At 72.6% G+C, this 22,718-nt stretch carries 16 protein-coding genes and 2 pseudogenes; 8 read left to right on the forward strand and 10 right to left on the reverse strand.

What is annotated here, in order from left to right; all coding sequences use genetic code 11:
• Positions 1-433: hypothetical protein (locus ACFYW8_RS39035; RefSeq protein WP_389090173.1), on the forward strand; the 433-nt coding region annotated here is incomplete at its 5' end.
• Between the two features lie 10 nt (positions 434-443).
• Here ACFYW8_RS39035 and ACFYW8_RS39040 read toward each other — a convergent pair.
• The 8 genes from ACFYW8_RS39040 to ACFYW8_RS39075 form a co-directional block, all read right to left on the reverse strand.
• A complete protein-coding gene (locus ACFYW8_RS39040) occupies positions 444-698 on the reverse strand; it encodes a DUF6479 family protein (protein ID WP_389090176.1) in 255 nt (84 codons plus the stop codon).
• A gap of 63 nt (positions 699-761) precedes the next feature.
• Complete coding sequence (locus ACFYW8_RS39045) at positions 762-1,328, reverse strand: DJ-1/PfpI family protein (RefSeq protein ID WP_389090314.1); 567 nt, start codon at positions 1,326-1,328, stop codon at positions 762-764.
• Positions 1,329-1,532: 204 nt separating this feature from the next.
• On the reverse strand, positions 1,533-2,093 hold the full coding sequence (dps, locus tag ACFYW8_RS39050; RefSeq protein ID WP_389090179.1) for a DNA starvation/stationary phase protection protein Dps: 561 nt from the start codon (positions 2,091-2,093) through the stop codon (positions 1,533-1,535).
• Between the two features lie 224 nt (positions 2,094-2,317).
• Entirely contained in the window at positions 2,318-3,073 is a 756-nt protein-coding gene (locus ACFYW8_RS39055) for a glycosyltransferase (RefSeq protein ID WP_389090182.1), read from the reverse strand.
• Positions 3,070-3,684 (reverse strand): SAM-dependent methyltransferase, encoded by a 615-nt coding sequence (locus ACFYW8_RS39060; protein WP_389090185.1) that lies wholly within the window; start codon positions 3,682-3,684, stop codon positions 3,070-3,072. Before ACFYW8_RS39060 ends, ACFYW8_RS39055 begins: the two co-directional genes overlap by 4 nt.
• Entirely contained in the window at positions 3,681-4,451 is a 771-nt protein-coding gene (locus ACFYW8_RS39065) for a PIG-L deacetylase family protein (protein WP_389090188.1), read from the reverse strand. Before ACFYW8_RS39065 ends, ACFYW8_RS39060 begins: the two co-directional genes overlap by 4 nt.
• Positions 4,448-5,443 carry an acyl-CoA dehydrogenase gene (locus ACFYW8_RS39070; protein WP_389090191.1) on the reverse strand — a complete coding sequence of 332 codons (996 nt, stop codon included), beginning with the start codon at positions 5,441-5,443 and terminating at the stop codon, positions 4,448-4,450. The genes ACFYW8_RS39065 and ACFYW8_RS39070 overlap by 4 nt, the downstream gene beginning before the upstream one ends.
• A gap of 638 nt (positions 5,444-6,081) precedes the next feature.
• On the reverse strand, positions 6,082-6,258 hold the full coding sequence (locus ACFYW8_RS39075; RefSeq protein WP_365869965.1) for a CsbD family protein: 177 nt from the start codon (positions 6,256-6,258) through the stop codon (positions 6,082-6,084).
• A gap of 179 nt (positions 6,259-6,437) precedes the next feature.
• Between ACFYW8_RS39075 and ACFYW8_RS39080 the strand changes: the two genes are divergently transcribed.
• Positions 6,438-6,608 (forward strand): hypothetical protein, encoded by a 171-nt coding sequence (locus ACFYW8_RS39080; RefSeq protein ID WP_033279275.1) that lies wholly within the window; start codon positions 6,438-6,440, stop codon positions 6,606-6,608.
• A gap of 300 nt (positions 6,609-6,908) precedes the next feature.
• Here the strand turns inward: ACFYW8_RS39080 and ACFYW8_RS39085 are convergent.
• Positions 6,909-7,181, reverse strand: a pseudogene (locus tag ACFYW8_RS39085) (Asp23/Gls24 family envelope stress response protein); the annotation flags it as partial.
• A gap of 426 nt (positions 7,182-7,607) precedes the next feature.
• Here ACFYW8_RS39085 and ACFYW8_RS39090 point away from each other — a divergent pair.
• Positions 7,608-8,531, forward strand: a complete 924-nt coding sequence (locus tag ACFYW8_RS39090) for a PP2C family protein-serine/threonine phosphatase (protein ID WP_389090195.1) — start codon at positions 7,608-7,610, stop codon at positions 8,529-8,531.
• Between the two features lie 140 nt (positions 8,532-8,671).
• Here the strand turns inward: ACFYW8_RS39090 and ACFYW8_RS39095 are convergent.
• A pseudogene (locus ACFYW8_RS39095) lies at positions 8,672-8,851 on the reverse strand (NAD(P)-binding protein); the annotation flags it as partial.
• Positions 8,852-8,874: 23 nt separating this feature from the next.
• Between ACFYW8_RS39095 and ACFYW8_RS39100 the strand changes: the two are divergent.
• The 5 genes from ACFYW8_RS39100 (at position 8,875) to ACFYW8_RS39120 (ending at position 22,716) form a co-directional block, all read left to right on the forward strand.
• A complete protein-coding gene (locus tag ACFYW8_RS39100; RefSeq protein WP_389090198.1) occupies positions 8,875-9,354 on the forward strand; it encodes a hypothetical protein in 480 nt (159 codons plus the stop codon).
• Entirely contained in the window at positions 9,351-9,704 is a 354-nt protein-coding gene (locus ACFYW8_RS39105; protein WP_389090201.1) for a transcriptional regulator, read from the forward strand. The genes ACFYW8_RS39100 and ACFYW8_RS39105 overlap by 4 nt, the downstream gene beginning before the upstream one ends.
• 456 nt (positions 9,705-10,160) lie before the next feature.
• Positions 10,161-17,555 carry an SDR family oxidoreductase gene (locus ACFYW8_RS39110; protein ID WP_389090204.1) on the forward strand — a complete coding sequence of 2,465 codons (7,395 nt, stop codon included), beginning with the start codon at positions 10,161-10,163 and terminating at the stop codon, positions 17,553-17,555.
• 146 nt (positions 17,556-17,701) lie between these two features.
• Positions 17,702-22,384 carry a beta-ketoacyl synthase N-terminal-like domain-containing protein gene (locus ACFYW8_RS39115; RefSeq protein WP_389090318.1) on the forward strand — a complete coding sequence of 1,561 codons (4,683 nt, stop codon included), beginning with the start codon at positions 17,702-17,704 and terminating at the stop codon, positions 22,382-22,384.
• Positions 22,381-22,716: an acyl carrier protein gene (locus ACFYW8_RS39120; RefSeq protein WP_389090207.1), complete on the forward strand. Its 336-nt coding sequence runs from the start codon at positions 22,381-22,383 to the stop codon at positions 22,714-22,716. Before ACFYW8_RS39115 ends, ACFYW8_RS39120 begins: the two co-directional genes overlap by 4 nt.
• Positions 22,717-22,718: the final 2 nt, after the last annotated feature.

Consider the following 22,718-nt stretch of genomic DNA (forward strand, 5'->3'; position numbering starts at 1 on the left):
GGCGCTCGGCGCTCGGCGCTCGGCGCTCGGCGCTCGGCGCTCGGCGCTCGGCGCTCGGCGCTCGGCGCTCGGCGCTCGGCGCTCGGCGCTCGGCGCTCGGCGCTCGGCGCTCGGCGCTCGGCGCTCGGCGCTCGGCGCTCGGCGAGTATTTACCAAAGTGCGCGGAGGCATGTTCACCACCGGCGGACCGCACCCGTCCACAGCGCACCGGCGGCGTTCCCCACCCTCGCAGGTTGGCGAACGCCGCCGGTTCTACAGCATCGAGGCGGAGGCCGTCAGTTGGCTCTACCTGACGGCGGACGGGTCAGCGGCGGCAGCCCACGATCTCCACGCCAGACTCTCCGATACGGCTGAGTTCCGCAGCCCTCGCGACCGGCGGCACCGGACCGCTTTCCCACAACACCGCGTCCACATCGCCGCACTATTGCGATAGGCGAGGATGGTCAGCGGCGGGGGCGACCCTGCTCGGGGTCGTCGTCGGGAGTGCTCCATCCCTCGCCGCGCTGTGCGGGATCAGCCAAGAATCGGCGGGCCTGTTCAGCCCCCGGTCCGGGGGTCGATACCTTGCGCCGGGCAGCACGCCGACCGCCGACGACAAACGCCGCGATGAGGACGGCGACAACAGCGACACCCGCCGCCGTTAGCCAAAGAGCACCGGCGGAGGAAACGGCCAACATGGTTTGCGCTTCGTCGATCATGTGTGCCGGGTACCCCAAATTGACACAAACCACCCTATCGACCGCACTTCAATGCCCCTACGCTCAGGAGCCGACCAGGGCCTTGTCGACGGCGCCGAGGAAATCATCGAGATCCTTCGGCGTCCGGGACGTGACCAGGGTGCAGCCGTTCGCGGTGTCGCTCACGACAGCTTCGTCGACCCAGGCCTTGGCACCTGCGTTGCGGGCATCGGTACGCACTGAGGGATAGGAGGTCAGCGTCTTGCCGCTCAAGACGTCGGCTTCCACCAGGGCCCAGGGTCCATGGCAGATCGCAGCGATCGGGCGACCCGACGCCGCAAACGCCCTGATCGTCTCGAGGACCTTGGGCCGCAGGCGGAGTTGGTCGGCGTTGATGGTGCCGCCAGGGATCAGCAGCAGCTGGTGTGCGCCAGGATCGAGTGTCTCGAGCGTGGTGGTGGGCTCCACCGTCTCGCCGGGGTCCCGGTCGCCCACCAGCGTCTGAATAGGGTCGGGGTTCACGGCTGCGATGGTGACGTCCGCACCGTCCTCCCGTAGTCGGCGGACCGGTACCAGCAACTCGTCCTGCTCAACTCCGTAGTTGGTAACGAGTACCAACACCCGGTGACCATGGAGCGGCTTGTCAGACATGATCATGCGCCTTTCCCTCGTCCCGAAGTCCGCGTGGCGTGGCTCAGTTGTCACGCGCCGCATCACTCATGGCGACCTGGCGCTCCTGGAACGCGGCCCGCGCCTGTATGGGTGCCCGCAAAGCGCAATCGCGTGCGGGGGCGCTTTGCGTGAGGGCTGTGACGAGCCGATCTGGTCGCCACCATCCACACCGCCCCGCCGATGTCACTGGTCGATGGCCTGCCCGGCGGCTTGCGTCTCGGTGGTGGCGCCGGCCGTAACAAGGGCGCCGCCCGCGGTCTCCAAGTGCGCCCGTACGAACCACTGGAACTGCTCCAGGTCACGCAGTTGCTCGATCAGGAGGTCTTCGGTGGCCGGGTCGATGTCCCCCACTGTCTTGATCGCGGCGCGCAGATCCTCGATCACTCCGGTGTACACGAGGTCGAGCGCACCAAGGTGAGCGATGGCGTCGGCACGGCCCACGCTGTAGTCCTTCCAGGAGCGCTCTTCGACCAACGCGCCCGGAGTGCCTTGGGCGACGCCCCCCAGGGCCGCGAGACGCTCAGCGACGTCATCGGCCATGTCACGAACACGGTCGACCTGCGGGTCGAGCATTTCGTGCACGGAGATGAAGTGCGGGCCCACCACATTCCAATGCACATGCTTGAGCGTCAGGTGGAGATCATTGAGGGCGTGCAGGCGCTGCTGAAGCACCTCGATGAGCGAGCCGGCGTCCTGCACCGTGAGGCCGGGGACGGTGTAGCGGGGGGTGGCTTCGGGAGCCATAGCCATCTCTCCTGATCTCGTCCGGTTTGCCCCCTCCTGGTACCCGTGATGACAGGACACAACCACCGCAGTACCTCCGGACCAGTGGAACGTACGTGAGCCTGCTGCTTCTCCGCGCGGCTCTGCCGCCGGAGACGGTGTCGCCTCACCAGTCCGCCTCGGAAGGACACGCCGGCCGCGCCCAGCCTCACCGAACTGCGCGTCTCCTGTACCCGGACCCGGCGCTAAGCCAGTTTCACGAGGTCCAGTGGTGTGGGGCTCCTGTGGCGGGAGGCTTCCGTGCCGCAGCGGGCGAGGAGGTCCGCGAGGCCACCGGGGGCTCGCCCGCGCAGGCGGGCGGCGGTCTGCACGGGGTGCTGGTCGGTACGGGCGATGCGATGGCCCGCCGCGGACAGCCGGACTGCGAGGTCACGGTCTTCGCCGGTGGGCAGGGGGGCGAAGCCGCCCACCTTCAGGTAGGCCGCAGCGGACACGCCCAGGTTCGCACCGTGAACGTGCGGGTGCTCCCACTCGCTCTGTGCGCCGCTGAGCCGACGGGTGCGGAAGTAGTCGGCGTCGTGCCGGGCCACGAGGACGGCGTTGGCCGCGGTGGGCGCGAGGCGGATGGTGCCCAGGACGGCGTCGTAGTTGCGCCGCGCCCAGGTGGTCTGGTGGGTGAGCCAGACTTCGGGCACGGTGGCGTCGGCATCCGTCATGGCAAGCCACACGTCCGGGCCGGCATCCGCCAGCAGTTCCAGCGCGTGCTCGATGCCGGCAGCCCGTGCAGCTCCGACGTTACGGCTGCGGGTCGTCACGACGTGGGCTCCCGCGCGGGTGGCCAGAATCGCAGTGGCGTCCGTGCAAGCGTCCGCCGCCACCACGACCACGACGGGCATCGGCGCCGCTTGTGCGGCGGCCTCGTGCAGACTGCGCAGACAGGCAGCGATGCAGTCTTCTTCGTTGTGCGCGGGGACGACGACGGCCAAGGCTGAGGGCGTCACGCGAGACCCTCCGCGCGGGCGGGAGAGAGCACCGGGCCCGGACGTGTGCTGAGTTCGTGGACGGTGAGGGTGAAGTCTGGATCGTCGTAGCGGGCCAGTCGGCTCAGGCCCGCCACGGTGTCGAGGTGGTCGGCGACGTCGCGGCCCGTACAGGTGTGCTCGGCCACCGGGTGGTTCCAGTGCACCGTGACCAGATGGCCGGCCTCCCTCAAACTCTCCACGCTCTGGTGGAGCAGCCGTGTACGGGTGCTGGTGTCGAAGTAGTAGAGGAGTTCCGACAGCACGACCAGGTCGAACGAGTCCTCGGGCCACTGGTCGGGCACCCTCATCCGTCGCACCGCGACATGGTCCGAGCCGGTGGTGCGCCGGGCCGTGGCTTCGACGGCCGACGCGACACGGTCGGTGGAGAGCAGGTGGTCGCATCGGGCGGCAAGAAGTTCGGTCAGCACGCCTATCGAGCAGCCGGGCTCGAAGGCCTGCAGGTAGCGGGGTCGAGGCAGAGCCGCGACGGTCAAGGTGTACTTGCGGTGTTCGTACCACCGCTCTCCGAGGTGCCAGGGGTCGGAGGCTTGGGCGTACTGGCTGTCGAAGTAGCTTGCGGGGGTGTTCACCGGATCACCGTCTCGAAGGTGCGGGTGTGGTGGGTGATCTCCTGCGCGGGCAGCACCGGCGCGGTGCCGGAGCCGCGTGGCTCCAGTTGGCTGGTGAACCGTGCCAGGGCGGCCTTCTTGCGGTCGATCACCGCTGCAGACAGAGGGAGGACAGAGGCCCGGTGCCACGGCACGCGAGGGTCGTTCGGTCGGGCCCAGTGCCACATCCACACCGGGTAGGACCACACCGGCGTGGAGCGGTCGCGGCCGGCGCGCTGAGCGGCTCGACCGGCGGCCTCGTGGTCGCTGTGCAGGTCGCCTTCCCACGGTGCCACGCACAAGGCGGCCCCGACGGTATCCAGAAGTTCGCCGATCACGGCTTGCGCGTGGTGCTCGTGCTCGTCGAGGGCCGTATCGGGCAGACCGGCATGCACGGGGGCAGGCAGATCGCCGAGCTCGCCCAGCGCTGCGGCCAGTTCACCGCGGCGCCGGGCAGCCAGCTGCGCCCGGGCCGACGTCGTCGCGGGACCGTGGGAGGCTTCCCCGTCGCTCAAGCACACCGTGTGGACCGCCGTACCGGCATGGAGAAGGGCGGCGACGGTACCGCCGAATCCCAAGACCTCGTCGTCGGGGTGGGCAGCCACCACGACGACGGGACCTGTCGGGAGGACCAGGTGTGGCAGGTGGTCCGGCAGTCGCGCCTGCTGCCACTCGGCCTCGTCGGTGCCCTGCGCATCAATCGCTGCGGCGGCGGCCTGCCTCGCAGCGCCAGTCTCTGGCGTGCTCATCGTGCCGCCTCTGCCGGGCCCGGGGTCGCCAGGCGGCCGAGTTCGGCGAGATTCGCCTCGGCATGGTGCTGGCGCACGTAGACCGTCAAATCTGCGACGGCGCGGGCGTGCCGTTCGTCGTGACACAAGGGCCCGGCACCCGTGGCACGCCCGATGTGGTCCACGACCTCGGTGCACACCTTTTCGGCCAGGGCCCGCACCCGCAGACTACGCACCCGTGCTTCCTCGCGTTTGTCGAGGGGGTCGGCGTCGATGTCCTGGCCCGCTCGGTGCATCACGATGTCGGCCGTGTGCAACAGCGTGTCGACCGCTCCGAGGTGAGCGGCCGCATGCTCGTTCAACCGCCCCGCCGCAGCTCTCTCGTACAGCGGGGCGGCAACGGCGTGGGCGCCGCCGAGCCAGCATGCCGCCACGCCGATTCCCCCGTGCTGGAAACCGGGCCGCGTCAGATAGCCCTCCACCCCACCGACGGCTCGCGCGGGCACCTCCGCGAACGACACGTCCAGGCTGTCGCTGCCGGCCATACCGATCGCCGGCCACGTCCCTTCCACAGGCTCCGCGCCCGGACGCCCGAGCGCGACGGCGAACATACGGTAGCCGTCGTCGGCGTCCGCGGTGACCAGCGCATGGGTGCAGGTGCGGGCACCGGAGCAGTAGGGCTTGACGCCGCTGACCCTCCACCCCTGTCCCGAGCGTGTCGCGTGCACGCCAGGGCCCGGTGGGCGCGCGGCCCAGACTCCCCAGCGCTCCCCTGCGGCGGGCGAGGGGTGGTCCAGTTCGTTCAGGATGGCCGCGGCGTCCAGGTGCCCCTCGGCGAGCCGTGCCAGGGACAGGTCCCGCCGTCCCAGAGCTGTGAGGACGGCAAAACGGCGCGCCGTCGACCGGCCCGGCAGCGGCACGCCAGGGGCCTCGCGCTCGACGAAGTCGGCGAACAGGTCCGCAGTACGTCGCTCCGGGGGACGGAAGTCGTCAGTCACGCGGACCTCCTGCATACATCGTCGCGTCGTCGTGGGCGCCCGCAGGCGTCTGAGTATCCGTAGGCTCATGCCCAAAACCCACAACACGGCCGGTCCTGCAGCTGGCGGCGCACGGCTCGGACCTGGTTGCGCAGGCCCTTTCACCCGGCGCTTGGTGCCACATCCCTTGGCCACGGCGGTGACGCTCACGTCACCAGTGATGGTGCGTTCGCCTCTGACGCGCCGGATTCGACGCTATTGGCGAACCCTTCAAGAGTGCCCCGGTGATCCGTTACCTGCGACCGCGCGGCTGCCGCGCCGGTCGGTCCTGGGTACCAACCGAACATCTCGCGGTCCGCGGTCGAACACGCGACGCCGCCCCGTCCTGTCCGTTCCCGCAACGGTTGTCACGGCCCGCTGGAACGCCGGCGGCGCCTGTTCTCGCGCGTCTCGGGGGCGTGGTGGCCGATGTCGGCGACGCCGTCCGCGAGGTCGGGATGAGCTGGGCGCAGGTAAGGGCCTGCATCGGAGAGGGGGCCAGGGAGCTGGCCCGGTCGCTGTGTCCGGGTGCGGCATGGAGAGCCGTGAGTGCGTTCGTCGCGGTGGCGGGAAGATCCGGCAGAGCGGTGATGGTCCCGGCAGCCAACAAGCCGCCGGGATCAAGGGTGGTGCGCCTACTTGGGCTTGATGGCGTCCTTGGCCTTCTCCTTGGCGGCGCGCAGGTCGCCCTTGGACTCCTCGGCCTGCCCCTTGGCCTTCAAAGACTCGTTGCCGACCGCACCGCCGACGACCTTCTTGACCTTGCCCTCGACCTGCTCGCCCTTGGCCTGACCCTTCTCGTCCGCAGCCACAACACTCACACCCTGTCTCACTCGAAATAGGTTCGCCCCCCGTGTCACCCCAGATTCCACTGTCAAACCGCAAGGCTGCCGCACAGACTTCGTAGCCACGGACACTCCAAAAGCTAAATAGGATCCGCAGGAGTGGAGATCGATCTGCAGGGCACACGACGGCTCGGAGGTTGATAACTATGGTTCCCATTCTTCTTGTTCTTCTGCTCGCCCTGATTCTCTTCGGTGCCGGTTTCGCACTGAAGGCCCTGTGGTGGATCGCCGTCATCGTGCTGGTGGTGTGGGTCCTCGGCTTCGTGATCCGACCCGCGGCAAGCGGCGGCAAGCGTGGCCGCTGGTACCGCTGGTGAGCGGGCCGGAACAGCGCGCCGACACGGGTGGGGCCCGACGCTACGGCGTCGGGCCCCACCCGTGTTCCGTCTCCTTGTCACCGCAGGGATGAAAGTGGTGATTCTTCCGCTACGGGGTACCGGGAGGTCATGACCGGAGGCGGCCGTGACGCCAGGAACCACGGCCTCCAGCACGGCACCTCCGGTCATCCATATCTCTTCTCAGCGTTAATGTCTGAGGTCTGGGAGGCAACGCACCCGGCTTTCTGAAGAATCGTCACGAATTCGATGACGTCTGTACGACTCCGCAGTAACAAAGAAAACGGTGGCCTGGCGCTCGCCGACCTCAACCTTCACCCCTCGCGTGGCTCCGCCTCCGCCCCCGCCGGGGGACGCGTTCGCGCACGGCGCCGAAGGCGCGGGCCGTCCCCGCTCCCAGGCCGTGGATGCCCGGTACCTCACGGGCGGCCGTGCCCGCGATCTTGGCCACCACGCTGTCCGCGATGGTGGTCTTCCCTTTGTCTCGGCCGGAGCTCCGGGCCCGGTGCGGCCCTTGAGTGTGCTGACGCCTGTGTCGGCCCGGCTGCCTCCGCCTCCGAATTGCTCGGAGGTGCGTGGAGCGGCTTCGGCCGCAAGACTGGAGCCAACAGTGGGCGCGTGCGCCCAGGATCGGCGGTGCCCGGATGACAACGTGGGACGGCCCGGTACGTCGAATGCTGGTCGATCTGCTGGAGACCAGCCACCTCGTGTCCCTGGAGTCGCTGCCCGAGTCCCTGGACCGCTGCGCCGCTCCTGCCGGATTCCCGACTGTGCTCGTGTACCTGTCGGACCTGGAGCTGCCGCCTGCGGCTGCTCACCGGCAAAGGACCGGATGCCGGCCAGGATCCCGGGGACGACCCGGCGGAGTTGCGGATCGATGGCACCTTGGCGGGACGTACCCATCAGACTGGGGAGATCCTCCCTGCGGGACCTGTAGATGACGACGGTGTCCGCGCCTGGTGGGTTCCGATGCTGAACGGCATGGAACGCCTCGGGGTGATGAAGGTCTGCACCTCTCGTGAGGACGATATGGTGCGCGAGGACGCCGATGCCTTGGCCGCACTCACCGCCCTGGTCGTCGCGAGCAAGCGGGACCACAACGACTCCTACGCCCGGCTCGCGCGTACCGCGCCCATGTCCGTCGGCGCGGAGATGCAGTGGAATCTCATGCCGCCGCGCACCTACGCCGACGGCCGGGTTGTCATCGCGGCGGCGCTGGAGCCCGCTTATGAAGTCAGTGGCGACGCCTACGACTACGCGACGTCCGGAACCCACGTCCACCTGTCGATCTTCGACGCCATGGGCCACGACACCGCGGCAGGGCTTACCGCGAACCTGGCCATGGCCACCTGCCGCAACTCCCGACGCCAGGGATGCGATCCGGTCGAGACCAGCCAACGGATCGAGGCCGACCTGATCGAGCAGTTCCACCACCAGCGCTACGCCACCGGCATCCTCGCAGAGTTGAACGCCGCCAGCGGTCTGCTCACTTTCGTCAACCGCGGCCACCACCTGCCCCTGATCGTCCGGGCCGGCCGCTGGAACAGTCCGCTACGGTGCGAGCCGGCCCTCCCCATGGGCATCGACCTCGGCCTGCCTGTGCATCTGTGCCGCGAACAGCTGGAACCCGGCGACCGGGTCGTGCTGTACACCGATGGCATCACCGAAGCACGACGAGCGGGAGGTCCGGAATTCGGCCTCGCCCGGTTCGTGGAACTCCTCATCCGGTACCACGCCGACGGGCTACCCGTTCCCGAGACCCTTCGTCGCGTCGTCCACGCCGTCTTCGACCACCACCACGGACAGCTCCAGGACGATGCCACCATCCTGCTCTGCGAGTGGCTGGGAACAGACACCCAGCCCTCCGCCCAGGCCGCGCACCTGGAGAACGTATCGAGTCCGTGATCGATCAGCGCCCCGGCTGAGGGCAGCTTTCGACGGCGCCGGACGCGTCGTCGTCCTCCCGCTCGGGGTCGGCATCGGCGTCCTGCTCTTCGCTGCTGCCCCCCTTGGACTGGCCTTCTCCTCCTCGGCGGCAGCCTTCTCGGACAGAAGGCGCTGAACAGGTCGTTCACGTAGTCGGGGTGCACTCCACGGTCGCTGCGGACAGCACCTCCGGGCTCGCTCCGTGCTTCGAGGACGTCGACGCTCCTCCCCGCATCGGCCAGGAGGTTCGCGGCCACCATGCCGTTCGGGGCCGCTCCGATGACCACGGCGTCCAGCATGCTCAGCTCCTCACGCCCGGCGGGTGAGCGTCCTTCGGCGCCTCTGCGTCGGCGGGGACGACCTGGGGAGTCACGCGCCGGCGCTGCGCACCGCGCGGGCCGCCGAGAACGCGGCAGGACAGTCGGCGCGGTCGGCGCCGGCCTGGTATCCCGCCACCCACGGCCTGCTGCTCGCCACGGCCATGAGCGGCTTCGGACTGGCGCCGGTGTGGCCCCGGTGGCAGGGCTGGGTCCTCGCGGCCGCACTGCTCTGCGCGGGCGCCTTCCTCCTGGTGACCTGGAGGGTGCAGCACGCCTCCGGAGTCGCACCGTGGTTCGCCCGGCGCGAGCGCGGGACCGCGTGGCGCGCGTGGGTCCTGCCCCTGACCCCCTTCGCCGCGGGCCTGGTGGGGGCCCTCCTCTTCGGCACGGCCGGAGCGTTCGCCGGATTCGGCGTGGTGGCCGGCGCGGTGTCCTGGCTGCGGACCGGCCGCGGGCGCGCCGGTGCCCAGGAGGCGTCGTGACCGACGCGGGCCCGCCCGGCCTGGACAAGGAGATCCACCACCCCACCCGGCTGACGGTGGCCGCGTTCCTCTCCGGTTGCGCCGAGGCCGAGTTCAGCGCGGTGCGGGACTACTGCGGGGTCACCGATTCCGTACTGAGCAAGACGGTCGCCGCACTGGAGAAGGCCGACTACGTGAGCGTCCGCAAGGGCTACTTCGGCAAGCGGCCCCGCACCTGGCTCGCTCTCACCCCGACCGGCCGCAAGGCGCTCGCCGCGCACCTGGCCGCCCTGGAGGCGCTGGCCGGAGCCGCCCACCGGGCCGGAGCCGAGACGCCGGGCACCGGTGGTGCCGACGGGCGGCGGACATAGAAATGCCGCCGGGAGAGCAGTACGGCGTCCTCCGCGCGCGGGCACACACCCTTCCCGGTCAATTCAAGATCGACACATGGAATTTTCCTGTGCCCGCCGCCCGAAGGGAAAGTGCGCCCCGATCCGGACATGCCGCACCAGAGAAAGTTTCTCATTCACCTATTGGCGTTTCGATGATGTGTGAGGGGAGTGAACGGGACGCCACCATCAACGAATTGCTCCGAACCCGGCACCTCTTCCGGCGTCCACGGTTGACCGAATCAATGCGCCCGCAGACCGTCCCACTGGTTCAACATTGACCAGTCAGTAACAACAGGGCTACCTTTCAACGCGTTTCGAGCAGGCTTGATAAATCGGTGTTCCCGGGTCGCCGCAGGTCCCGCTGGAATCCGACGCGCCGCCATCGTTGTCGTACCGCATCCCCCACCATGCAGTCTCAGCTTGATTCGGAGAATCATGACGTCTGCTGTGCGTTCCGAGAACATGATCATCGGCATCACTCCGTTCGGCGAACCCGACGCACGGCTCGCCGCGGCGGTGTGCCGGGCCGGCGGGCTCGGCGTTCTCGACCTGGGCGACGGGGACCGAAGATCCCGTGACGCGCTGGAACGCCTGCACCACCTGGCACCGGGCCCGTTCGGGGTGCGGATCGGCGCCCGCTGCCGGCTGGACCCCACCGACCTCGCGCCGGGGACCGGTGACGCCGGCCGGCCGGACACGGTGGTCCTCGCGGTCGACGCGCCGTGGCAGGCCGGCGACCTGACCGCCGACCACCGTGTGCTGGTGGAGGTCACGGACCTCGACGAGGCGCGGGCCGCGGTGCTCGCCGGGGCGTACGGGCTGATCGCCCGCGGCAGCGAATGCGGCGGCCGGGTCGGGAAGTTGAGCACCTTCGTCCTGCTCCAGCGGCTGCTCGCCGCGCCCGACGTGCCGCTCCCGGTCTGGGCCTGTGGCGGAATCGGCCCCCGGACGGCGGCCGCCGCGATGGCCGGCGGGGCGGCCGGGGTGGTGCTGGACAGCCAGCTCGCGCTGCTGGCCGAGTCCTCCCTGCCGGAGGCGGCCGCGGCGCAACTGCGGCCCCTGGACGGTTCGGAGACGACGGTGCTGGCGGGTCACCGGGTGCTGCTCCGGCGGGGCCCGGACGCGCCGCGCATCACCGGGACCGACCCGGAGACGGTGGCGGCGGCACTGGGCGCACAGGATCCGCGTACCCAGTTGCTGCCGGTGGGTCAGGACGGCTTCCTCGCCGCCCGGTTCGCGCGGCGCTGGGGGGACGTGCGTCGGACGGTGCGTGCTCTGACGGACGCGGTGCGCGAGGTCGTACGTGACGACACGGCCGCCGGAGCACTGGGCGCGGGCTCCCCGATGAGCCGGGCGCTCGGCACCCGGCTGCCCGTCGCGCAGGGACCGATGACCCGGGTCAGCGACCGCGCCGAGTTCGCGGTGGCGGTCGCCGAGGACGGCGCGCTGCCGTTTCTCGCGCTGGCGCTGGCGGACGGCGCGCGCACCCGGGCGATGCTGACCGAGACCCGGGCCGCCATGGCCGGGCGGCCCTGGGGAGTCGGCGTGCTCGGCTTCGCGCCGGAGGAGGTGCGTGCCGCCCAGTTGGAGGCGGTACGGGAGCTGCGGCCGACGCACGCCGTCATCGCGGGCGGGCGGCCTTCCCAGGCGCAGGCGCTGGAGCGGGACGGGATCCGCACCTTCCTGCACGTCCCCTCGCCGGGGCTGCTGCGGCAGTTCCTGGAAGCCGGGGCCCGCCGGTTCGTGTTCGAGGGGTCCGAGTGCGGCGGGCACGTCGGTCCGCGCGGCAGTTTCCCGCTCTGGGAGGCGCAACTCGCGGTCCTGGAGGACTTCCTGGACGACGCGGCCGACAAGAGCGGAAGGAACGACAGGGGCGGCAAGGGCGGCAAGGGCGGCAGGAACGACGCGGGCGGCAAGGGGGGCGGCGAGGATGCGGGCGACCCGTACGGCGGGAACACCGCGGAGGCGCTGGAGGTGTTCTTCGCCGGCGGTGTCCACGACGAGCGCTCGGCGGCGATGGTCGCCGCGCTCGCGGCCCCGCTGACCTCGCGCGGGGCCGCCGTCGGGGTCCTCATGGGCACCGCGTACCTGTTCACCGAGGAGGCGGTCGAGCGCGGCGCGATCCAGCCGCTCTTCCAGCGCCAGGTGCGGGCCGCCGAGCGGACCACGCTCCTGGAGACCGCCCCCGGCCACGCCACCCGCTGCGTGCCGAGCTCGTTCACCGAGGGGTACCGCGAGCACGAAGTCCGGCTGCGGTCCGCGGGCGTGGCCGACCGGCGGATCTGGGAGGAACTGGAGCAGCTCAACATCGGGCGGCTGCGCCTCGCGAGCAAGGGCGTGGAACGGGACGGCGGCGGGGCGCTCAGGCCGGTCGGCGAGGCGCGCCAGCTCACCGACGGCATGTTCATGGCCGGGGAGGTGGCCGTGCTGCGCTCGGCCACCACCACCGTCGCGGCGCTGCACGAGTCGGTGACCTCCGGGGCCGCCGGCTTCCTCACGCGGCGGGCGGCGGGGCTGCGCGACCGGCTGGGCGAGCGGCCGGGCGGGTCCGCGACCCGGGAGCCGGTGGTGCCCCCTCCGTTGGACATCGCGGTCGTCGGGATGGCCTGTATGTTCCCGCAGGCGCCCGACCTCCCCACCTTCTGGGCGAACGTCGTCGGCGGCCGGGACGCGGTCGGCGAGGTCCCGCCCGAGCGCTGGGACCCGGCCGTGCACTACGGGCAGGGCGCCGACGGGGCCGCCCCCTCCAGCGGCGGCTCCCCCTCCGGTGCTGCCACCACCACCGGGGCCGTCTCCACCACCGGGGCCGTCCCCTCCAGCAGGGCCGTCCCCTCCAAGTGGGGCGGCTTCCTGCCCCGTATCCCCTTCGACCCGCTGCGCTACGGCATCCCGCCGACGTCGCTCGGCAGCATCGAGCCGGTCCAGTTACTGTCCCTGGAGGCCGCCCGGCGCGCCCTGGAGGACGCCGGATACGGCGACGGGGGAAGGGAGTTCGACCGTTCCCGTACCTCGGTGGTGTTCGGCGCGGAGGCGGGCAGCGACCTGTCCAACGCGGCCACGCTGCGCGCCGTGCTCCCGTCGTACCACGGGCGCGTCCCCGAGGGCCTCGACGGCCAGTTGCCCCGGCTGACCGAGGACTCCTTCCCCGGCATGCTCGCCAACGTGATCTCCGGCCGGATCGCCAACCGGCTGGACCTCGGCGGCGCCAACTTCACCGTCGACGCCGCCTGCGCCTCCTCGTTGGCCGCGGTGGACGTCGCCTGCAAGGAACTCGTCGGCGGCACCAGCGATGTGGTGCTGTGCGGCGGCGCCGACCTGCACAACGGCATCAACGACTACGTCCTGTTCTCCTCGGTGCACGCGCTCTCCCCCACCGGGCGCTCCCGCTCCTTCGACGGCTCGGCGGACGGCATCGCGCTCGGCGAGGGCGTCGCCTGCGTCGTCCTGAAGCGGCTCGCGGACGCCGAGCGGGACGGCGACCGGATCTACGGCGTGATCAAGGGCCTCGGCAGTTCCAGCGACGGCCGCTCACTGGGCCTGACCGCGCCCCGGCCCGAGGGGCAGCGCTCGGCGCTGGAGCGGGCCTACCGCAACGCGGGGGTCTCACCGGCCGACGTCGGTCTCGTCGAGGCGCACGGCACCGGGACCGTGGTCGGGGACCGCACCGAACTGACCGTCCTGGGTGAGGTGTTCGGCAAAGCCGGGGCCAAGCCGGGGAGTTGTGTACTCGGTTCGGTCAAGTCGCAGATCGGGCACACCAAGTGCGCCGCGGGGCTGGCCGGGTTGATCAAGGCGACCCTGGCGCTGTACACCGGCGTCCGGCCGCCCACCTTGCATCTGGAGCACCCCAACGCCGCCTGGGACGAGGAGAGCAGCCCGTTCGTCTTCCACACCCGGGCCCGGCCCTGGCCGGCTCCGGCCCCGCAACGGCTCGCCGGTGTCAGCGCGTTCGGCTTCGGCGGCACCAACTTCCATGTGGTGCTCGGCGCCTACGCGGACGGTGCGGCACCGGCGCAGGCGCTGGACGAATGGCCCGCCGAACTGTTCGTGTTCCGGGGCCGGGACACGGAGGCGGCACTCCGGGCCGTCGAGGAACTGCTCGGGGCCGCCGAGGCCGACGGCCGGCCGTGGCGGCTGCGCGACCTGGCCCTGAGCGCGGCCCGGCGGGCCGATGTCTGTCCGGATCCGGCGCGGGTGGCGGTCGTGGCCGCGGACGTGGTCGAGCTGGCCGGGCGGCTACGGCGGGCGCTGGCCGGGGAGCACGATCCCGCGCACGGCGTCCATCTCGCCCAGGGCCCGGCCGAGGGCAAGGTCGCCTTCCTCTTTCCCGGTCAGGGCAGCCAGCGCCCCGGAATGCTCGCCGACCTGTTCGTCGCCTTCCCCGAGCTGCGCCACTACCTCGAACTCGGCGCCGACCACGCCGGCCTGCTGTACCCGCCCGCCGCCTTCGACGACGGCGCACGCGAGCGGCAGCGGGCGGCGCTCACCGACACCCGGGCCGCACAGCCCGCGCTCGGCATCACCGGACTCGCCGCCCACGCCCTGCTCACCACGGCCGGGGTGCGGCCCGACATGGCCGCCGGGCACAGTTACGGCGAACTGGTCGCCCTGAGCGCGGCGGGCGCCCTGAGCCCCGAGACGCTGCTCGCGCTCAGCTCCGAACGGGCGGCGGCCATCCTCGCGGCCGCCGGGGCGGACCGCGGAGCGGACCCGGGGACCATGGCCGCGGTCACGGCCGGCGCCGCGGAGGTCGCCGGGGCCCTTCGGGCTGTGGAGGCCCCGGCCGCCGTGGTCGTCGCCAACCGCAACGCGCCCCGTCAGACGGTGATATCCGGCCCGTCCGACGACGTCACGGACGCCGTGCGTCTGCTGCGCGAGGCCGGGTACGAGGCCCGGCGCATCCCCGTGGCCTGCGCCTTCCACAGCCCGCTGGTCGCCGGTGCGGGCGCCCGGTTCGCCGAGGCGCTCACGGCCCGTCCGGTGCGCGCGCCGGAGTTCCCGGTATGGGCCAACCGCACCGCGAGGCCGTACGCCGCCGACCCGGACGCGGTACGGGCCGGACTCGCCGCGCAGATCGGCGCCCCGGTCGGGTTCGTCGAGCAGATCGAGGCCATGTACGAGGCGGGCGCGCGGATCTTCGTCGAGGCCGGCCCCGGATCCGTGCTGACCGGGCTGGTCGGACAGATCCTCGGCGACCGGCCGCACCGGACGGTCGCCTGCGAGCCGCGCCCGGACAGCGGCCTGCGCGGCTGGCTGGACGCCCTGGCCCGACTGGCCGTCGCCGGGCTGCCGGTGCGCACCGGCTGGCTGCTGCGGGGCCGCGACGCCGTCGACGCGGTGCGCACGCCGGTGCCGAAGCGGCCCGGCTGGACGGTCGACGGACAGTTGGTACGCACCGTCGCCGGAGACCTCCTTCCCGGTGCGCTCGCACCGGCCCGACGAGTCGTGGAGACGAGTGTGCCGACGAACCCCCCGCACGCGGTCCCGTCCGACCGGGACGGCAGCAACGGCATGCACGGCACGCACGGCGGCAACGGCACGCACGACCAGGACCGCCAGGACGCCCAGGACGCGGTGATCACCGAATTCCTGCGCACCAGCCGCGAGATGGTCGCCGCCCAGCGTGACGTGCTGATGACCTACCTCGGCGCGGGGGGCGGGGAACGGACCGCCGCGCCACCCGCGCCCGTCGCCCCGCCGGCACCGCGGGACGTGACGGCCGCCGCGCCCCAGGCGGAGCCGCCGATGTCACCACCGTTCCGGGGCACGGAGTCGTCGGCCGACCAGGCACCCGCCACCGGGTCGGCACCGGTTCAGGACGTCGACGTCCAGCGGGTGGTCCTGGAGATCATCAGCGAGCGGACCGGCTATCCCCTCGACATGATCGAGCCCGATCTCGACCTGGAGGCCGACCTCAGCATCGACTCCATCAAGCGGGCCGAGATAGCCGGCGAACTGGCCCGGCGCCTCGGCGCCGGGGACGGCGCCGACCTCACCGGTCTCGACGACGCCGAGTTGGAGGATCTCGCGAAGGCACGGACGGCCGCCGCGGTGACCGACTGGCTGACCGCGCGGCTCTCCGGCCCCGCCGAGACGACCACACTTCCCGCCGAGAACGCCGAGGACGCCGAGACGCCCCCGGCGGCCGACACCGCCGAGGCCTCTGCGGCTGCCGAGTCGGCTGAGGCCTTCGAGGTGTTCGAGGCATCGGAGGCGTCCGGGACGGTCGAGACCGTGCGCGCGGCGAACAGCGAAGCTGTGAACGGCCAAGCGGTGAACGGCGATGCGCTGAACGCCGATGCGGTGAACGGCGCGACGGTGAACGGCGAGGCGCCCAAGCGGTACCTGCTGCGGTCGGTGCCCCTCGGGCAGGAGGGTGGCGCCGCGGATCCGGCGGTCGTACTGTCCGGGACGCGGTGGGCCGTCCTCGGCGACGCCCCCGAGATCGGCGCCCGGCTCGCCTCGTACGGCGCCGACGTCGTCGTACGCGACCGGGAGCATCTGCTCACCCCGGAAGACGGCCAGGTGGACGGGGTCCTTTACCTCGTCACGGGTGGCGCGCCGGTGCTTCCGGACGCGTTCCCCGTCCTGAAGGCCGCCCTCGCCCTGGGACCGCACCGGCTGCTGGCCCTGCGGGCCGTGGGCGGGGACGCGCCGGACACGGCGGCCGCGGGGCTGCGCGGCTTCTTCCGCACCGTGGCGCGCGAGTACCCGTCGACGGTCGCGCGGACGGTCGAGGTGGTGACCACGCCGGCCGTCGCGGACACGCCGGTCGTCGCGGACACGCTGACCGCCGCGGACGCGCTGCTGCTCGCGGACGCGCTGGTCGACGAGCTGTGCGCGTCCGACCTCACCCCGGTCGTCCTGCGCCGGCCGGAGGGCCGGTTCGGCCTGGAGCTCGTCGAGTCACCGCTGGGGATCCTCGGCGGCACCGGCGCTGGCCCGGCCGGTGCCGGTGCGGCCGAAGCCGCCGCGCTCGGCCTGGACCGGGACGCGGTGGTCCTGCTGGCCGGCGGCGCACGCGGCATCACCGCGCAGTGCGCCGCGGCCATCGCCGCCGCCGGCCGGTGCCGGCTCGAACTGCTCGGCAGGACGCCCGCCCCGGACGGCCCGGAGGACCCGGACACGGCCGCCGCCCGTACCCCGGCCGAACTGCGCGCGGCGCTCGCCGCCCGCGGCGGGACGAGACCGGCGACGATCAACCAGGCCGCCGAACTCCTCCTCGCCCAGCGGGAGATCACCACGACGCTGGCGGAGCTCGGGGCGCTCGGAAGCGAAGTCCGCTACCACTGCGTCGACTTCCGGGAGCCGGAGGCGGTGCTCCAGGCGGTGAAGGACATCCACGCCGAACACGGCCGTCTCGACGGTGTCGTCTACGCGGCCGGGGTGATCGAGGACCGGATCATCGCCGAGAAGACCCCCGAGTCCTTCGGGCGGGTCTACGGCACCAAGGCGACCGGCGCCGACGCCCTGCTCACCGCGCTGGAGGAACTGCCCGAAGGACCGGCGTTCAGTGTGCTGTTCGGCAGCATCTCCGGCGTCCTCGGCAACCGGGGCCAGGCGGACTACGCGGCGGCCAACGACGCGCTCCAGACCCTCGGCTCGGCCTGGGCCGCCCGCACCGGGCACCGGGCACTGACCGTGCACTGGGGGCCCTGGGCGCCCGCCGCCCGGCACGGCGGCATGGTCGGACCGGAGCTGGCCCGCGCCTACGGGCGCCGGGGCATCGGCCTGATCGACCCCGAGGAAGGCACCGCGGCCCTGCTGCGTGAACTCGCCTGGGGCGACCCGTCGACCACCGCCGTCGTCTACACCGCCTCGGGCTGGTGAGGGGTCCGGTGACGGATCCCGCGGCGGGTCCGGTGACGCACCGGGCGAAGGTTTCCGTGACGGACCAGGAGCGGGAGGAGGATCGGGCGGCGGGTGCGGCGGGAGAGCCGGTGACGCGGCGGCAGGTTCCGGTCGCCATCGTCGGCATGGCGGTGCTGATGCCGGGGGCCCGGGATCTGGAGGCGTACTGGCAGAACCTGCGGGACGGCGTGGACGCGATCGGAGAGGTGCCGCGGGGGCGTTGGGACGCCGGGTACTACCGCCCCGGCACCGCGTCCGCACCGGCCGTCGCCGACCAGGTGTACTGCCGCAGGGGCGGGTTCGTGGACGCACTGGCCGAGGTGGAGGTGACCCAATTCGGGATCATGCCGAACTCGGTGTCCGGTACCGAGCCCGACCAGCTCATCGCGCTGCACGTGGCCGCCGCGGCCCTCGCGGACGCGGGCGGCCCGGACCGGCTTCCCGACCGGCGGCGCGTCGGTGTCGTTCTCGGCCGGGGCGGCTACCTCACCCCGGGCCTGGTCCGGCTCGACCAGCGGGTGCGCACGGCCGGGCAACTGGTGCGCACCCTGGGCGAGTTGTTACCTGAGCTGACGGACAGTCAACTGCACCGTGTCCGAAAGGCGTTCACCGACCGGCTCGGCCCCGACAGCCCCGAGGCGGCGATCGGCCTGGTGCCCAACCTGGCCGCCTCCCGGGTGGCCAACCGGCTCGACCTGCGCGGCCCCGCCTACACCGTGGACGCCGCCTGCGCCTCGTCGCTGGTCGCGGTCGACCAGGCGGTGGGCGAACTCTCCTCGGGGCGCTGCGACCTGATGCTCGCCGGAGGCGTCCACCACTGCCACGACATCACCCTGTGGAGCGTCTTCTCCCAACTGCGCGCCCTCTCCCCCAGCGAGCGCATCCGCCCGTTCCACCGGGACGCCGACGGCCTCCTCGTCGGCGAGGGCACCGGGGTCGTCGTACTGAAGCGGCTGGCCGACGCCCGGCGCGACGGTGACCGGATCTACGCGGTGATCCGGGGCACCGGGGTGGCGAGCGACGGCCGGGCCGCCGGCCTGGTCAACCCCGATCCCGGCGGTCAGGCGAGTGCCGTGCGGCAGGCATGGCTCGCCGCCGGACTCGACCCGGCCGCGCCCGGCTCGGTCGGCCTGCTGGAGGCACACGGCACCGCGACCCCGGCCGGCGACGCGGCCGAACTGGCCACGCTCGGCGCGGTGTTCGGCCCGGCCGAAAGGTCCGGCGGAAAGCGCGCGGTGATCGGCTCGGTGAAGTCGATGATCGGGCACACCATGCCCGCCGCCGGGGTGGCCGGACTGGTCAAGGCCGCCCTCGCGGTGCACCACGCGACGCTGCTGCCGACCCTGCACTGCGACGACCCGCATCCGGCGCTGGCCGCGACCCGCTTCCGTACGCTGGAGAAGGCCGTCCCCTGGGAGATCTCGCCCGGTCACCCGGTGCGCCGGGCCGCCGTGAACGCCTTCGGTTTCGGTGGGATCAACGCGCACGTGGTGCTGGAGGAGGCACCGGCACCCCTCACGACGGCGCCCGCTCCGACAACCGGGCGCCCGGCCGTGCGGGTCGCCGAGCCCGAGCGGGTCCTGCTGCTCGCCGCGGACGGTCCGGAACCGCTCGCCGCCCTGCTGGACACCGACGACGCCGCGATACGCGCCGCCGGACTCGACCCCGCGCTTCCCCATCCGGCCGCGGGCCGGGCCCGGCTCGGCATCGTCGACCCGACCGCGAAACGGCTGGCCCTGGCCCGCCGGGCGGTCGGCCGGGGCCGCGCCTGGCACGGCCGGGGCGACGTCTGGTTCCGGCCCGGCCCCCTGCTCGGTCCCGGGCACGGCAAGCTCGTCTTCGTCTTCCCCGGTCTGGAGAGCGAGTTCTCCGCGCGCGTCGACGACGTGGCCGCGCACTTCGGACTGCCCCGGGCGGCGCACGAGGGCGACCCCGTCGGCGACGTGGGCCGGCACGGCCTCGGCGTGGTGGCCGTCGGACGCCTGCTCGACGCCGCGCTGCGCCGCCTGGGTGTCGTGCCGGACGCGGTCGCCGGGCACAGCGTCGGCGAGTGGACCGCGATGACGGCGGCCGGGCTGTACTCCGGGGACGAGGTCGACGCCTTCATGGCGGGCTTCGATCCGGACACGGTGACGGTGCCGGGTCTCGCGTTCGGTGCCGTCGGCGCGCCCGCGGAGCGCGTACTGGCCGCCCTGGAAGAGGAGTTCAGAGGCGCCGGCCTGGTGCTCTCCCACGACAACGCGCCGGGCCAGTCGATGGTGTGCGGGCCGGACGGCGCGGTCCAGGACGTTATCCGGTCGTTCCGGGCCCGCGGCGTGCTCGGCCAGGTGCTGCCGTTCCGGTCCGGCTTCCACACGCCGATGCTGGCGCCCTACCTCGGGCCGATCAGACAGGCGGCGCAGCGGTTCCGGCTGCATCCGGCGACCGTCCCGGTGTGGTCGGGGACGACCGCGGCGCCGTTCCCCGAACGGGAGGCGGAGGTACGCGATCTGTTCGTCCGGCACCTGCTGGAACCCGTGCGCTTCCGGCAGTTGACCGAGGCCCTGTACGCGGCGGGGCACCGGGCCTTCGTCCAGGTGGGCCCCGGGCACCTCGGGTCGCTCGTGGGCGACACCCTCGGCGACCGCGACCATCTGACCGTGGCCGCCGGCTCACCCCGCCGCACCGGCCTCGCCCAGTTGCGCCGGGTGGCGGCCGCGCTGTGGACGGCGGGGGCGGCCGTCGCCCCCGCCCTGCCCACCGGGCCCCGTACGGACACCACTTCAGGAGCCGGATCCGGATCCGCCGACGGCGGCGCGCTGTCGGCGCGGCCCCCCGTGCGGCTCGACCTGGACGGCGCGCTGATCTCGCTCGAAGGCCCGGAACTGGCGGACCTGCGCGCCGAGTTGGGAGCGGCCGTCCCCGCTCCGGGCGCCACCGCCCGGTACGCGCCGGGTGCGCTGCGTGGGCTCACCGACCGGTTCCCCGGCGCCGCCGAACTGGACGCCCTGCTGCGGGACACCGCGGACACGGCGGCAGCGCTCATCACCGCACGGCCCGCCCGCCGGCCGGCCGCCACGCCCCCTCCCCCCGACCCCGTCCCCGATCCCACCTCTGTCCCCGACCCCGCCCCCGCCTCTGTCCCCCTGCCCGTCTCTGCCCCTGTCTCCGCGCCGGCTTCCAGACCCGTCGCCGTGACGCGAACGGCGGTCGGCGACGCGGCGACGGGCGCCCTCGCACGAACCTCCGTCGTCCGCGTCTCTCCGGAGACCATGCCGTACCTGCTCGACCACTGCTTCTTCCCCCAGCGGGCCGGCTGGCCGGACGTGGCCGACCGCTGGCCGGTCGTCCCGGCGACCACGATCGTCCACCATCTGATGGACGCGGCCCGGCGGGCGGCGCCGGGCAGGGTGCCGGTCGCGGTGCACGGCGCCCGGTTCGAGGAGTGGCTGACGGCCACCCCCGCCGTCGACGTACAGGTCACGGCGGAGCCCGTGGCACCGGACCGCCTGGCCGTGTCCTTCGGTCCCCGGGCCCGCGCCACCGTCGAACTCGCCACCGGCTACCCGGCCCCGCCGCCCGCCCGTTGGCGGACCGACCCCGCGAGCGAACGCGCGCCCCTGCACACCGCGGCGCAACTGTACGGCGAGCGCTGGATGTTCCACGGCCCGGCGTTCCAGGGGGTCACCGAACTCACCGCGCTCGGCGAGCGGCACATCCGCGGGATCATCACCACTCCGGCGGCGCCCGGCGCCCTGCTGGACAACGTCGGCCAGATCCTCGGCTACTGGATCATGGCGACCCGCTCCGAGCGGACGGTCGTGTTCCCGGTCGGGATGCGGGAGATGCGCTTCCACGGCCCGCACCCTGCCCCGGGGACGAGGGTGGCGTGTCTGGTGCGGATCACCTCGCTCACCGACACCGTGCTGGAGGCCGACGTACAGCTATCGGTGGCGGGCACGGTGTGGGCGGAGTTGCGCGGTTGGCAGGACCGCCGGTTCGACAACGATCCGCACACCCGGCCGGTGGAGCGCTTCCCCGAGCGCAACACCCTGTCCGAGGCCCGTCAGGGCGGCTGGTCACTGGTGCACGAACGGTGGCCGGATCTGGCGTCGCGCGACCTGATCATGCGCAACTCGCTGGGCGGACAGGAGCGTTCGGAGTACGCCGGGCACGCGCCGCGCGGCCGGCGGCAGTGGTTGCTGGGCCGGATCGCGGTCAAGGACGCCGTACGGCAATGGCTGTGGGACCACGACGAGGGCCCGGTGTTTCCTGCGGAGCTGCGGGTGCGCAACGACAGCATGGGCCGCCCCTACGTCACCGGGGTGCACGGCCGGGAACTGCCCCCGCTGGACATCTCCCTCGCCCACCGCGCCGAGGCGGGCGTGGCGATCGTACGGCCGCACACGCCCGCTCCCGGTCCTGGCATCGACATCGAGGAGGTCACGGCCCGCGACCCGCAGGCGATGGCGACGGTGCTCGGCGCCGACGAACTGCGGCTGCTGCGCACGCTGTGCGCCATCGGTGCCATCGGTGCCACCGGCGGCACCGAGGCACTGTGGTTCACCCGGTTCTGGGCCGCCAAGGAGGCGGTCGCCAAGGCGGAGGGCACCGGCTTCGGCGGCCGGCCGCGCGACTTCGCCGTGCTAGAGGCGGCACCGGCAGGGGACGAGCTGATCGTCTCGGGGCGCCTGGAGCGCGCCTACGCGGTGCGCTGCGCGCCCGCCGCGAACCCGCCCGGACTGATCGAACGGGCCTATGTCGTGGCCTGGACCACCGGACCGATCGGACCGACGGGACACCCCCACGAGGAGGAGCACGCCGCATGAAAGCCACCCCCCACCCCGCGAAAGCCACCCCCCGCCCTGCCGACGCGGACCTGGTCCTCGCCGACATCACCGGACTGCTCACCCGGCTTCTGGAGGACGAGTACGGCCTCGACGACGTCGAGATCGGCATGGCGACGACGTTCAACCGCGATCTGGAGCTGGAGAGCATCGACCTGGTGACGCTGTCGGGACTGCTGGAGGAGCGGTACGGCGGGCGGGTCAACTTCGCCGAGTTCCTGGCCGGGATGGAGTTCGACGAGATCATCGGGCTCACCGTGGGACAGCTCGTCGAATACGTCGTGACCAGCCTGAAGGCGGCGGAGGCGAGCTGACA

Origin of the sequence: Streptomyces sp. NPDC002742 (genome assembly GCF_042888885.1) — a bacterium.
Lineage (GTDB): Bacteria > Actinomycetota > Actinomycetes > Streptomycetales > Streptomycetaceae > Streptomyces.